The organism is Raineyella sp. LH-20 (assembly GCF_033110965.1).
GTDB lineage: Bacteria > Actinomycetota > Actinomycetes > Propionibacteriales > Propionibacteriaceae > Raineyella.
In genome coordinates this window covers 240,358-253,080 of record NZ_CP137003.1, presented here as the reverse complement: position 1 = coordinate 253,080, position 12,723 = coordinate 240,358, and the positions used below count along the sequence as shown (strand labels likewise).

Below are 12,723 nucleotides of genomic sequence, written 5' to 3'. Positions count from 1 at the left end.
CCGTACGTCCCGGGGAGTCGTACGTGTCAGTGGGCCCGTACGTCCCGGGGAGCCGTACGTGTCAGTGGGCCCGCACGTCCCGGGGAGTCGTACGTCCCGGAGGGCTGAACGTGTCAGGGGGCCGCACGTCCCCGTGAGTCGTGCGCCTCAGGGAGTCGTACGCCCCAGGGGACCGTACGACTCAGAGATCGAGGACCAGCCGCGGTGTCTTCGAGCGGCCCACGCAGACCATCATCGTCCTGCCCGCGGCGCGCTCCTTCTCGTTGAGGATGGTGTCGTGGTGCTCCGGGACGCCCTCCAGCACGGTGGTCTCGCAGGTGCCGCAGTAGCCGTCCTCGCAGGAGGTCATCACCTCGCAGTGATCCCGGATGACCTCGAGCAGCCCCTGGTCGGGCCCGACGGTCAGCACCGCGCCGGAGCGCTGCAGCACCACCTCGAAGGAGTCGCCGCTGGCCGCCTCGGCGGCCGCTTCGCCGTCGGAGGTGAACCGTTCGGTCCGCAGCTGGGGGGTCCGCCCGGCCTGCTCGCAGAAGTCCTCGACGTCCTTGAGCATCTCGATCGGTCCACAGGCGTAGATGAGCGTGTCGTCGGTGACGCCGTTGATGATGCCGGCGAGGTCGGGGCGCCCGGTGTCCCCGGTCACCAGCACCTTGACGTGCGGTCCGGTGGCCAACTTCTTGCGGAAGGCCAAGCTCTCCAGGCGCCGGCCGAAATACACCAGTTCGTACGGCGACTTCTCCCGCTCGGCGCGGATCACCATCGCCAGCATCGGGGTGATGCCGATGCCGCCGGCGATGAACAGGTAGCGCGGCGACGGCTCCAGCGGGAAGTGGTTGCGCGGGCCGCGGATCCGCACCCGCTTGCCGACCAGCGCGGTCTCGTGGATCTCCTGGGAGCCGCCGCGGCCCTCGGGCTCCAGCAGCACCGCGATCCGGTAGAAGCTGAGGTCCGACGGCGGGCTGCACAGGCTGTACTGCCGGACCAGGCCGGACGGCAGCTCGATGTCGAGGTGCGAGCCCGGTTCGTACGCCGGCAGCAGGCCACGGTCCGGGACCATCTCCAGCGAGATGACGCCCTCGGCCTCCAGCGTCGCCTTGCTGACGGTGACCTCGAAGAAGTCCTGGTCCTCGCCGGTCATGCCGACACCTCCTCGACGGTCATCTCCGGGTAGTCCTGCGGCCGGGCGCCGCCGCGCAACACGTCGAGCAGAGCGGCGAGCAGCTTCGGGCTGCGTACGGACACCAGCATGTCGACCTCCTGGCGCAGGGTGACCATCGCGGAGGCACCGGCCGGCTCCTGCCAGCGCTCGGGGGCCACCAGCACGGCGGCGATCAGGTCGCCGCCGACGCGGGCCGCGGTGCAGACCTCGCGGACGACGTCCTCGGGCACCTGGGCCAGATCGGTGCCGACCAGCACCACCATGTCGGCGGCCTCGGCGACCTGACCGGTGCCGGCCGGCGACGGCGGCTGCCAGCCGGCCTCGCCGAGCGGCCGGGTCAGCGCGGCGACCGGATCGGGATCGGTCAGCACCTGCACCCGCTCGACACCGAGGGTGACCAGGTCCTCGGCCAGTCGGGCGCTGCCGGGACCGAGCGGGACGACCAGCACGCGGGCTTCATAGGAACGGCGCAGGGGGTTCATCGGATCTCCTTCGGGGACTCGGTGGGGATGGGATCGGTGACCCGCAGCCACGGGTCGACCACGACGTGAGGAGTGACCGGGGCACGGCCCTCGGCCATGTCCCGCAGGGTGCCGCCGACGCCCTCCAGCGGCACGTAGTACGACGGGATCCGCTCCAGTCCGGTGCCACCGGCGGCGAGCAGGGCGATGGCGCGTTCGACCGCCTGCGGGGAGCGGCCGCGTACGCCCCGGACCGTCACCAGGTTGCGGACGATCGCGGTGGGATCGAGGGCCACGTCGCCGCCGGCCAGACCGGCGATCACCAGCACCCCGAAGCGACCCAGCATCCGCAGCCCGGACGCCATCGTCTCGGGCCGGCCGATGGTGTCGATGACGGCATCCAGCGGACCGTACGTCTCCCGGACGACGTCGACCACGTCGTGGTCGGGGTCGTCGTTGCGTTCGGTGACGGCGCCGAGTTGGCGGGCCAGCTCGAGCCGGTGCGCGCTCGACGTCCGGGCGATCGCGACCACCGTCTCGGCGCCGGCCGCGACGGCGGCCGCCACGCAGGACAGCCCGTGGTAGCCCGGGCCGATGATCGCCACCGTGGACCCGGGCCCGACACCGCCGGCGTCCAGCGTCCAGTCGACCGCGTTGGCCAGGGGCAGCGTCCAAGCGGCCTCGTCGACGGTGAGCCGGTCGGGCAGGCGGTGCAGGGCGTGTCGGGCGGACAGCTCCAGGTATTCGGCGTTGCCGCCGTGCAGCCCGGAGCCGCGCGAGACGGGGATCATCCCGACCCGCTCGCCGCCGGTCCACAGGTCGACCGACGGGCACAGCCGGTAGCGGCCGGCCCGGCACTCGGCACAGCGGCCGCAGCCGACGTACTCCTCGACCGCGACCCGGGTGCCGACCTCGAGGCCCAGCGCCTCGGCGTCGGCCTCGGTGAGGTGGTCGATCCGCCCGATCGTGTGGTGACCGAGCACCGCGGGCGCCCGGAGACCGCGCTGGTGGAGCATGACGTCGGTGCCGCAGACCGCGGAGGACTCCACCCGCAACCGGCTCACCGTGTCCGGGAGGGTGAGCTCCCGGACGACGGTGCTGCCGGCGCCGTCGCTGACGGCGGCGCGGACATGCAGGGCGGTCATCGGCGTCGCTGCCCGCGCTTCTTCGCGGCACGGTCGTCGGCCTGCTGCTTGGCCTTGCGGACCTCTTCGCGCAGCTGGCCCCAGATGTCGAAGACGATCTCGCCGTACTGCGGTTCGTGGCGCAGTTGCAGGACGTCGCGGGGCCGCTCGAACGGCACGTCGATGAAGGCCTTGGCCGTGCCCGGCTGGGCGCTCATCACCATGATCCGGTCGCTCAGCGTGACCGCCTCGTCCACCGAGTGGGTGATGAAGACGACCGTCTTGCGGGTCTCGTCCCAGATCCGCAGCAGCTCGGCCTGCAGCAGCGTCTTGTTCTGCTCGTCGAGCGCCGAGAACGGCTCGTCCATCAGCAGGATCTCCGGGTCGTTGGCGAACGCCCGGGCGATCGACACCCGCTGGCGCATGCCGCCGGAGAGCTGGTGGGGATAGGCGTCGGCGAACTTCGTCAGGCCGGTCGCCTCGAGGTAGTGCCCGACGGTCTCCTTGATCTGGGCCTTCGGCACGCGCCGTACGGTCAGGCCGTACGCCGCGTTGTCCCAGACGTTCATCCACGGGAAGATCGAGTCGCCCTGGAAGACCATGGCGTTCTCGGGGCGACCCGCGCTGCCGACGTTGACGTCGATGGTGCCGGCGGTCGGGGTCTCCAGGCCGGCGAGCATCCGCAGGAAGGTCGTCTTGCCGCAGCCGGACGGGCCGACGATGGTGAGGAACTGGCCGGTGGGGACGTCCAGGTCGAAGTTCTCCAACGCGGTCACGACGTGGCCGCCCGGGACGGTGAACCGCTTGTCGAGGCCGCGGATCCTGATCTTGATGTCGCCGGTGGCCGTGGTGGTCGGGTTCGCCGAGGCGATGGTGTGGGACATGGTGACAATCCGTTTCGTTGGGTCGGGGGGCGTCAGTGACGGGTGATCCACGGAGTGAGCTTGCGACCCACGTATCCGACGACGACCGCGAGCACGAAGCCGACGATCGCGAAGACCAGCAGGTAGGCGTACATCGACTCGATGTTGAACAGCTGGAACGAGTTCCAGACCATGAAGCCCCAGCCGTTGCCCTGGCCGCCCATCATCTCGGCGATCGCGAGCATGATCAGGCCCATGCCGGCGCCGAGCTCGAGGCCGGTGATGATGTTGGGCATCGCGCCCGGCAGGGCCACCGTCCAGAAGACCCGGCCCCGCTTGGCGCCGAAGTTGTGCGCCACGTCGTAGTAGATCGGGGCCACGTTGGCGACCCCGGTGAAGGTGTTGATGACGACCGGGAAGAAGCCGCCCATCGCGACGAAGTACCAGATGGTGTCCTCGCCCAGACCGAAGAACAGCAGGAACAGCGGCAGGACGGCGCTCTTCGGCACCGGGTAGAGCGCCGAGATGATCGGACGCAGCGCGGCGCTGATCGACTTCGACAGGCCCATCAGGACGCCGATGATCACCGCGGGCACGGCCCCGATCAGGAAGCCGATCACCAGCCGGGCCAGGCTGTGCTGGGACTGGCCCCACAGCTGGCCGCTCATCGCCTCGTTCCACAGCGACCGGAAGACAGCGTCGGGGCGGGGAAGAAGCGGGTGTCCAACACCCCGGTCCGGGACAGGATCTCCCAGACGACCAGCAGGCCGATCGAGGAGACGATGGAGATGGTCAGCAGGGTGTTCCTGCTCGGCCCGCTGCGGTGCGTGACCTGGGTGGCCCGGACGGCGCTGCGGCGGCCCTGGCTCTGCTGCTCTTCGACGACGGTGCTCATATCAGTTACCCCTCGCGGTCTTCGCGGCCGCCTCAACGAAGCTGGTGTCGACCAGCGAATCGAAATCGATCTGGGACCTGCCCTTATACAACTTCTGCTTGACGAAGAACGCGTAGTCCTTCTTCAGGCTCTCGACGTTCAGAGCGGCGTCCGGATCGACGTAGCTCGGGACCGTCTTCTTGATCGCGGCCGGCTGGCTCTTGACGTTCCTGGCGATGATCCCGGCGACCTCGTCGGCGCCCGGCCCGGCCCACTTGCCCCGCTCCACCGCGGTGCTGTAGTCCCGCGCCGCATGGGCGTACGCGTTCATGAAGCACTGCGCGGCCGCGTGCTGCTTCTTGCCGAAGTCGCCGCTGTAGAGGAGCACCGCCAACTGCTGGTTGTTGTAGACCGTGGTCGAGTCGGCCAGCTTGACCGCCGCACCGGTGGCCAGCGCTTTGGTGGCGGCCGGCTCGGTGGTCAGTGAGGCGTCGACGGATCCGTTCTGCAGCGCCGCGACGTGGTCGGGGAAGCCGAGGAAGGTGTGCCTGACGTCGTTGTAGGTCAGTCCGTTCGCCTCCAGCAGCCCCGAGGCGGTCGACGCGGTCGCGGTGCCGGGCGCGGGCTCGGCGACACTGAGCCCCTTGAGGTCGGCGACGCTCTTCACCCTGCCGGAGTCGACGAGTTCCTTGCGGACCAGCAGCGGCATGTAGTCGTAGTCGGTGACCAGCTCGCCCTTGTCCGCGACGATCTTGACGTCGATGCCACGGGCGATGCCGTTGTAGAAGCCGGCCGACGGTGCGCCGGCGCCGACGGCCAGGTGACCGGCGGCGAGGTAGGGGATCATCTCGCCGGCGGACTTGAACGGCCGCAGCGTGACGTTGAGGCCTTCAGCGGCGAAGTACCCCTTGTCCTTGGCGATGTAGAGCAGGGCGTCGGAGAGGCTGTTGGTGATGCCGGCCTCGACCTTGACGCCCTCGCAGGAGGTCGCTCCGGCGGCGACGCCGCTGCAGCCGGCCAGGGTGGTGGCCGCCACGGTGGCGGCCAGGACCGCCGCCACCGCGCGGAGGCGCTGGGGGAGTGTGCGCATGGATGTTCCGATCAGATGGAGTAGAAGTTCTCGCCGGGCTTCACCACGAGGACGTCCTTGGCCCCTTCCTGGAAGGGGACGTCCTTCGGCAGCAGGATCGAGGCCGACCGTACGTGGGTGTGCTCGGGGGCGAGCCCGGGCAGGTCGTCGGACTCGAGGTCGTCGAGGGCGGCGAGCAGGCGGCGACGGGCGAGGATGATGGCCGCGTCGGAGGTGCCGAGGCGCTCCTTCGTCCGGTCGCAGATCTCACCCATCGACTCCTGCAGGGAGAAGTCCTGGGCGGCGATGCCGGCGATGCCGGAGAAGGTCTCCTTGCGGCGCTGGGCGGCGCGGTCCATCAGGTAGTCGTTGGCCTTGTCGGCCAGCGGATCGTAGGTGCCCGGCTTGTACTTGACGTGGATGCCGTCACCGGACTGCAGGGCGTCGAGCTCGCGTTCGCCGAAGTCCTGGGTCGGGTGGTAGTTCCAGCTCCAGGCGTAGCAGCTGTCGTCGTCGATCGGCACCCAGGCGTGGCCGCCCATCGGGTTGTGGGTGCCGAACGGCGGGATGATCGTGTACCAGGGCATCATCCACTGGGTGATCCGCCAGTAGTAGGTGTCCTCGTCCGCGGTGCGGCGGGCGCCGATCAGCAGACCGCCGTCGGACTCGGCCACCTCGAACTTCGGCCGGGTGTCGGCCTTGAGGTACTTGTTGCCCTCGGTGCCGGCGTGCAGTGGATCGTTGTCGAGGTTGTAGCGGTGGGCGAAGGAGACGTGGCTGGAGTCGATGCCGCCTTCCATCGCCTGCAGGTAGTTGGAGAACTGGCGCCGCTTGGAGACGAACCGCTTCTCCGGGTTGAGGCCCATCCACTCCAGGCTGGGCAGCGGCGGCTCCTTGGCCGGGTCGCCCAGGTAGGCCCAGATCAGGCCGCCGGCCTCGACGGCCTTGTAGGCGCGCTGCTTGATCCGCTGGCGGAACGTGGTGCCCTCCGGCTCCGACGGCATGTCGACACAGTTGCCGTCCACGTCGTACTTCCAGCCGTGGTAGGCGCAGCGCAGGCCGCATTCCTCGTTGCGACCGAAGTAGAGCGAGGCGGTGCGGTGGCTGCAGAACTCGTCGAGCAGGCCGAGACGCCCGTCGCTGTCGCGGAAGGCGACGAGCTCTTCGCCGAGCAGCTTGATGCGGACCGGGTCGCCGTCCGGCTCGGCGAGCTCGGAGGCGTGCAGCGCGGGGATCCAGTAGCGCCGGAAGAGGGTGCCCATGGGCGTGCCCGGGCCGGTCTGGGTGAGCAGGTCGTTCTGTTCGTGGGTGAGCATCGTTGCTTCCTCTCTGGGAGTGGTGGTGCAGGTGTGGGTCGTACGGGTCGGGAGCGCTCGGGTCAGGAGCACTCGGGTCAGGAGTCGCGGAGGGGACGGGTCAGGGGAGTGGGCAGGCCGATCACGGCGGCCAGCCCGAAGGCGAGCAGCGGGACGAGCCAGGCGGCCGGGAAGGCCACCCCGCTCTCGAGGGCGAGACCGAAGGTCAGCGGGCCGGTGGCGAAGCCGACGTACATGCCGGTGACGAGCAGCCCGGTCGCCGCGCTCAGCAGGGCGGGCGGCACGGTGCGGACCAGCGCGACCATGGTCACCGCGTTGGAGGCGAGGGCTGCGGCGCCGAAGATGGCCGCACCGACCCAGACCAGCCAGCCGCCGGCCACGGTGGCGGCCAGCCCGAGCCCGACGCCGAGGGCGGCACCCAGGGCGAGCAGGGTCAGGGTGTGGGCGCGCAGCCCGTCGCGATGGGCGGCGCGGGCCCACACGATCCGGCTGGCCACCCCGACGGCGCCGATCACGGCGGCGGTCGCCCCGGCGGTCGGCACGGAGAAGCCGAGCTGGCGGTGGGCGAAGAGTGGCAGGTAGGCGTTGGTCGCCTGGAGCCCGAAGCCCATGCAGAAGGTGTAGGCGGTGAGGGTGGCCACCGAGGTCCAGGTGCCAGCCCCCTCGGCGACCGCCGCGGACTGCGGCGCCCGTTCCGGCCGGATGGCCAGCGAGGTGGCGGCGGCCAGCAGTGCGATCACCATGCCGACCGCGGCCGCCCACCGCCAGCCGGCCAGGACGGCGATCGCGGGAGCGAGGACGCCGGCGAGCAACTGGGCCATCTGCACACCGGACTGCTTCCACCCGATCAGGGCGCCGCGGCGGTGGGCGGGCAGTGCGGCGACCACCCGGTTGGTGGCCGGGTTGGAGAGTGCCTGCGCGGCACCGGACACGACGGCGGCCACCACGACCCAGGCGAAGGAGCCTGCCAGGGCCAGCACGCCCAGACCGACCGCGCCGCCCAGGGACACCGCCACCATCACCGTACGGGCGCCGATCCGCCCGGTCGGCCCGCCGAGCACCAGCGCGCTGACCGCGGCGGCTCCGAAGGTGACGGCGGCGATCGCGCCGTACTGCGCCTCGCTGAGTCCGAGGTCGTCGATGACCAGTGGGGAGATCGCGGTCAGGGTGTAGAGCAGCAGTGGTCCGGCGGCCATGCACAGCGCGAGTCCGGCCCACAGGGCAGCGGTGCTGGGACCGCTGGTGCGGGTGAGCGTCGTGCTGGTCACCATTGACTCCGTTCCGACATGCGTACATGTGTGCGCTGTTGCCTGAGTCACACGCTGTCATGTGGTGTACGTCACGTCAATGGGTTGCCCGAGTCGTGCCATCACGTGACACGCGTCACATCTGTGGGGGTGGTGTCGACGTGCTCGACGTGAGGTTCCGGAGCTGGTCCGCGTATCGTGTACGCATGTCGGAACAGGCGGTGACGCGTGTCGACTCGGCCCCCGGCCCGGTCGATCGCGATGTCGTGCAGTCGTTGGTGCGTGGCGTCACTGTCGTCCGAGCGTTCGACGCCGCCCATCCCGCGCTCACCCTCGACCAGGCCGCCGAGCGGGTGGGCATCAGCCGATCGGCCGTACGACGCCTGTTGCGTACGTTGATGGCGGCCGGCCTGACCACCTTCGACGGCCACCACTACCGACTGACCGCCGGACTGCTCGATCTCGGGTATGCGCAGCAGTCCCGGTTGACCCTCACCCAGGTCGCCGAACCGCACTGTGCCGCGCTGTCCCGCGACCTGGAGCGGACGGTGTCGTTGGCCCGGCTGACCGGATCCGACGTGGTCTACCTCGTCCGGGTCGGCCGGCCGCGGCTGGTGGACGTCGCGATCGGGGTCGGCAGCCGACTGCCGGCGCATCATCCGGCGATCGGGCGGGTGCAACTGGCCTGGTTGCCCGAGGCGGAGCTCGAGGCCTTCCTCGCCTCGGAGACCTTTCGCACCCGGCCGACGAGGATGTTTCCCACTGCGGCGGCGCTCCGCGAGACGCTGGCGGACATCCGGGAAAGGGGCTGGTGTGAGGTGGCCGAGGAGATCGCGGCCGGCGTCACGGCGGTCGCCGCGCCGATCCGCGACCGGTCCGGGAGGGTGGTCGCCGCCATCAACGTGTTGACCGAGTCCGGCGTGCACGGCGGCGCGACGGTGCTGGACGAGGTGGTCCCCGCCATGCTGCACACCGCGGCGGACATCGGGACGGACCTCCACCCGAGCCACCTCTCCTGACGCCGAGGTCGTGCTGCGTCGCGCGCCGCGACCGCAGGGCGCGGGTCGCTCGCCCGACAGCTCGCCGCGGAGCCGACCCCGCCGCCGTCGGGGCCGGCCGGGGGGGACAATGAGGGCGTGTCTGACCGCGGATCCATGGCCGACGTCGCCGTGATCGGCCTCGGCGGCGACGGTGCGAGGGCCGGCTGCTCGTCCGGCGGCTGCTCGTCCAACGGCCCGGGAGCACACCGGTGAGCGGCTCGCGTGCCCCGGGCGCGGTGGTCTGGCTGTGGCTGTCCGTCGCTGCCGCGGTGCTGGCGATGGTCGGCAATGTCATCGCGCTGGCCGTGCCCGGCTTCTACGCCGACCTCACCGCCGCGTTCCTGCCCCAGGCGTACGCCCAGGACATCGCCAACCTGGCGCTCGTGTCACCGCTGATGCTGGTCTGTGCCGGCCTGGCGCTGCGCGGATCGGACCGCGCCTTCCTGCTGTGGCTCGGCACCCTCGCCTTCACCGTCTACAACTACGTGATCTACACGGTCGCGGTGCCGTTCGGTCCGCTGTTCCTGCTCTGGGTGGCGGTGCTCGGGTTGGCCACGTACGCCCTGATCGGCGGGTTGACGACGCTGGATCGTACGGTCGCCCGACGGTTCACCGGCCGTCGTATGCTCACCGTGATCGGGTGGGCGCTGATCGTTCTGGGCGTGCTGTTCGCGCTGCTGTGGCTGCGGGAGGACGTGCCCGCGCTGCTGTCCGGCACCGCGCCGCAGAGCGCGGTCGACCTGGCGGTGCCGACCAATCCGGTGCACGTCCTCGACCTGGCGCTCTTCCTGCCCGCGGTGATCGGGGTCGGTGTGGGGGTGCTGCGACGCCGACCGTACGCCGTGGTGGTGTCCCCGGTGCCGCTGGTGTTCCTGATCCTCACCGGGGTGCCGATCCTGCTCACGCCGCTGGTGCAACGCGCCGTCGGCCTGCCTCCGGCGTGGAGCGTCGCCGGGATCCTCGGTGTGCTCACCGTCGTGGTGACAACACTGCTGGTCCGGCTGTTGATGTCACTCAGCAGGCCGGACCAGCGGGCGGTGGACCCGGGAGAGCGGGCGCTCCCGGAGTAGCCGTACGGGCTCAGACCCGGGCGACCAACGCGGCGCCCCAGGCGCGGGCCCGCTCCAGCTCGCCGTCGAGCAGTGGGCCGGGGGTGTCGGCCACGCCGAAGCTCTCGCCCCGTTCGACGTCGAGGAAGCCGCGGCCGTGCAGGGCCTTGGTGGCGCTCTTGGCCGCCGAGCCGGTGAGCGGCTTCATGATCTTGGTGTCGAAGGTCACCACGGTGGTCCGCGGGGGCAGCAACGCCGCCGCGATCCACTCGCGTACGCCGGTCGTCCGGCGCGCGGCATCGGTGGTCTGCGCCTTCTTCAGGGCATCCTCCCGAGTCGACGCGCGGCTCATCGAGAAGGCGTGGGTGGGAGCGCCCAGCACGACCAGGGTGACGTCGTCGGGCACGCTCTCCGGGGCGTCGGTGACCTCCTGGAGGGTCAGCTCGATGCCGTCGCCACGCTGCGCCAGGGCATCGCGCAGGCCGTCGGCGACCGCCTCCGCGACCGCCTTCGTGTTGCCGAACATGGACTCGTAGACCACGAGAACGCTCATGGGCCAAGCCTGGCACCCGTGGGGGACACGACGGCAGGTGGGAGCGCACCCGTTTTGCGAGACCTGCGTCACGCCGGGCTGCCCGCCGCCCCTTCCGTCCGATCCATTTCCGCGGGGCCTCGTTCGGGGCCCTCCCGACGGTCGGTCCGACCGGACCTTCCGCCGGGGGCGTGGCCGACCCTAGCGTGGGGTCAGTGTCAGTGTGGGTGGTGCCGCTGTTGTTGCGGTGGTTGGATCCGGATCACTGGTCGGCTGACTCGTAGCGTGGGTGTCTTCGTGGCGTGCATGCGTTTTGTCGTCGGCCGTTGTGAAGGACCGGCCGGCGTGACTTGATAGGAGCGTGGCACCGCCCCCACTGAGATGTGTCCGCCGACCGGCCCGACCGTCCCTCACTGATCAGGGTGAAAGGAGGCAACCACCATGGTTGTCGTCGGAGCCGATGTTCACAAGCAGACCCATACCTTCGTCGCGGTCGATCAGGGTGGCCGCAAGCTGGGCCAGGTGACCGTCCAGGCCACCACGGACGGGCATCTGAAGGCGCTGGGCTGGGCCCGCCGGGAGTTCGGTGACGAGCTGGAGTGGGCCATCGAGGACTGCCGTCACCTGTCGTCGCGTCTGGAGCGGGACCTGTTGGGCGCCGGTCAGGCGGTGGTGCGGGTTCCGCCGAAGATGATGGGCCAGGCTCGCGCGATCGCTCGCACTCGCGGCAAGTCCGACCCGATCGACGCGCTGGCCGTGGCGCGGGCCGCGCTGGCCGAGCCGGGCCTGCCCCGGGCCTGTCATGACGAGGCGGCACGGGAGCTGAAGCTGCTGGTCGACCGGCGTGACACGCTGGTCAAGCAGCGCACCGCCACGATCAACAGCCTGCGTTGGCGGGTTCATGAGCTCGACCCCGAGTATCCGCTGAAGCCTGCCGGGCTGGACCGGGCCAGGCACCAGCAGGCATTGGCGGTCTGGCTGGCCGGAAAGAGCGGCATCGTGGCCGAGCTGGCTGGCGAGGAACTGGACGACGTGATCGCCTTGACCGGGCGGATCAATGCGATGGAGAAACGGATCAGCACCCTGGTCGGGCAGCGGGCTCCCGAACTGGTCGCCCTGCCCGGTTGCGGGGCCCTGACCGCGGCGAAGCTGGTTGGGGAGATTGGCGGGGTCGACCGGTTCGCTCATGAGGCCCAACTGGCCCGTCATGCCGGGATCGCTCCGATCCCGGTCTGGTCGGGCCGGACCGCGGGCAGGGTGAGGATGACACGCTCGGGCAACCGCCAGATCAACTGCGCCATCCACCGGATCGCCCTCACCCAGACCCGTCTCAAGGACAGTCTGGGGAGGGCCTACTACGAGAAGAAGAAGTCTGAAGGCATGTCCAACCGTGAGGCCCTGCGCTGCCTCAAACGCCAACTCGTCCGCCTGGTCTTCACCACCCTCAAGAACGCCCAGCAATCGGTCCCGGGGGCTTGCCTTCCGGCAGCCGCTTGACATAGGAGAAACACATGACCGATCCGCTGCTCCCGTCCCGTCACGTCAGCGTCTGGATCCACCGGCCGGCCGACGTGGTCTACGCGTACGCCGCCGACCCGCGGCATCTGCCCGCCTGGGCCGCCGGGCTGGCGGGCGCCACGATCGAGCCCGACGGCGACGCCTGGGCCACCGACTCGCCGATGGGGCGGGTCCGGATCGCGTACGTTCGCCGCAACGACCTCGGGGTGCTCGACCACGTGGTGACCGTGCCGTCGGGGGAGAGCTTCTACAACCCGATGCGGGTGGTGCCCGGTGAGGCGGCGCAGCCCGACATCTGCGAGGTGGTCTTCACCGTCCGTCGCCGCCCGGGGATGACCGACGAGTCGTACGCCTCCGACGTCCTGGCGGTGGCGGCCGACCTGGTGACGCTGAAGGAGCGGCTGGAGCGCGACTGACCCGCGGGCCGGAACGGTCAGTGCGGCTGCACGGCATGGGTGCGGCTGCGGACGA

Annotated in this window: 14 protein-coding genes; 4 read left to right on the top strand and 10 right to left on the bottom strand. The window is 70.5% G+C overall.

Annotated elements, in window-relative coordinates; translation table 11 throughout:
• Positions 1–181 precede the first annotated feature (181 nt).
• The 9 genes from R0146_RS01005 to R0146_RS00965 all read right to left on the bottom strand — a co-directional run bounded on the left by R0146_RS01005 (position 182) and on the right by R0146_RS00965 (position 8,134).
• Positions 182–1,138, bottom strand: a complete 957-nt coding sequence (locus R0146_RS01005) for a PDR/VanB family oxidoreductase (protein WP_317691010.1) — start codon at positions 1,136–1,138, stop codon at positions 182–184.
• Positions 1,135–1,641 carry a hypothetical protein gene (locus R0146_RS01000; RefSeq protein WP_317691009.1) on the bottom strand — a complete coding sequence of 169 codons (507 nt, stop codon included), beginning with the start codon at positions 1,639–1,641 and terminating at the stop codon, positions 1,135–1,137. Before R0146_RS01000 ends, R0146_RS01005 begins: the two co-directional genes overlap by 4 nt.
• Positions 1,638–2,765, bottom strand: a complete 1,128-nt coding sequence (locus R0146_RS00995) for a zinc-dependent alcohol dehydrogenase (protein WP_317691008.1) — start codon at positions 2,763–2,765, stop codon at positions 1,638–1,640. Before R0146_RS00995 ends, R0146_RS01000 begins: the two co-directional genes overlap by 4 nt.
• Positions 2,762–3,628 (bottom strand): ABC transporter ATP-binding protein, encoded by an 867-nt coding sequence (locus R0146_RS00990; protein ID WP_317691007.1) that lies wholly within the window; start codon positions 3,626–3,628, stop codon positions 2,762–2,764. The genes R0146_RS00995 and R0146_RS00990 overlap by 4 nt, the downstream gene beginning before the upstream one ends.
• Before the next feature lie 32 nt (positions 3,629–3,660).
• Positions 3,661–4,275 carry an ABC transporter permease gene (locus R0146_RS00985; RefSeq protein ID WP_317691006.1) on the bottom strand — a complete coding sequence of 205 codons (615 nt, stop codon included), beginning with the start codon at positions 4,273–4,275 and terminating at the stop codon, positions 3,661–3,663.
• Entirely contained in the window at positions 4,272–4,502 is a 231-nt protein-coding gene (locus tag R0146_RS00980) for a hypothetical protein (RefSeq protein WP_317691005.1), read from the bottom strand. Before R0146_RS00980 ends, R0146_RS00985 begins: the two co-directional genes overlap by 4 nt.
• Before the next feature lies 1 nt (position 4,503).
• Positions 4,504–5,571, bottom strand: a complete 1,068-nt coding sequence (locus R0146_RS00975) for an ABC transporter substrate-binding protein (protein ID WP_317691004.1) — start codon at positions 5,569–5,571, stop codon at positions 4,504–4,506.
• Between the two features lie 11 nt (positions 5,572–5,582).
• The gene (locus R0146_RS00970; protein WP_317691003.1) at positions 5,583–6,866 is read right to left on the bottom strand and encodes a Rieske 2Fe-2S domain-containing protein; all 1,284 of its coding nucleotides are present in this window, start codon (positions 6,864–6,866) and stop codon (positions 5,583–5,585) included.
• A 77-nt stretch (positions 6,867–6,943) separates the two neighbouring features.
• Positions 6,944–8,134: an MFS transporter gene (locus R0146_RS00965; protein WP_317691002.1), complete on the bottom strand. Its 1,191-nt coding sequence runs from the start codon at positions 8,132–8,134 to the stop codon at positions 6,944–6,946.
• Between the two features lie 185 nt (positions 8,135–8,319).
• Between R0146_RS00965 and R0146_RS00960 the strand changes: the two genes are divergently transcribed.
• Entirely contained in the window at positions 8,320–9,132 is an 813-nt protein-coding gene (locus R0146_RS00960; RefSeq protein ID WP_317691001.1) for an IclR family transcriptional regulator domain-containing protein, read from the top strand.
• 230 nt (positions 9,133–9,362) lie between these two features.
• On the top strand, positions 9,363–10,223 hold the full coding sequence (locus R0146_RS00955; RefSeq protein WP_317691000.1) for a phosphatidylglycerol lysyltransferase domain-containing protein: 861 nt from the start codon (positions 9,363–9,365) through the stop codon (positions 10,221–10,223).
• 10 nt (positions 10,224–10,233) lie between these two features.
• On the opposite strand, the gene R0146_RS00950 is transcribed toward R0146_RS00955, so the two are convergent.
• Positions 10,234–10,755: a flavodoxin family protein gene (locus tag R0146_RS00950; protein ID WP_317690999.1), complete on the bottom strand. Its 522-nt coding sequence runs from the start codon at positions 10,753–10,755 to the stop codon at positions 10,234–10,236.
• Positions 10,756–11,175: 420 nt separating this feature from the next.
• Between R0146_RS00950 and R0146_RS00945 the strand changes: the two genes are divergently transcribed.
• Together R0146_RS00945 and R0146_RS00940 are read left to right on the top strand one after the other, a co-directional pair.
• On the top strand, positions 11,176–12,231 hold the full coding sequence (locus tag R0146_RS00945; RefSeq protein ID WP_317688753.1) for an IS110 family RNA-guided transposase: 1,056 nt from the start codon (positions 11,176–11,178) through the stop codon (positions 12,229–12,231).
• A gap of 14 nt (positions 12,232–12,245) precedes the next feature.
• The gene (locus R0146_RS00940) at positions 12,246–12,668 is read left to right on the top strand and encodes an SRPBCC family protein (protein WP_317690998.1); all 423 of its coding nucleotides are present in this window, start codon (positions 12,246–12,248) and stop codon (positions 12,666–12,668) included.
• Positions 12,669–12,723 lie beyond the last annotated feature (55 nt).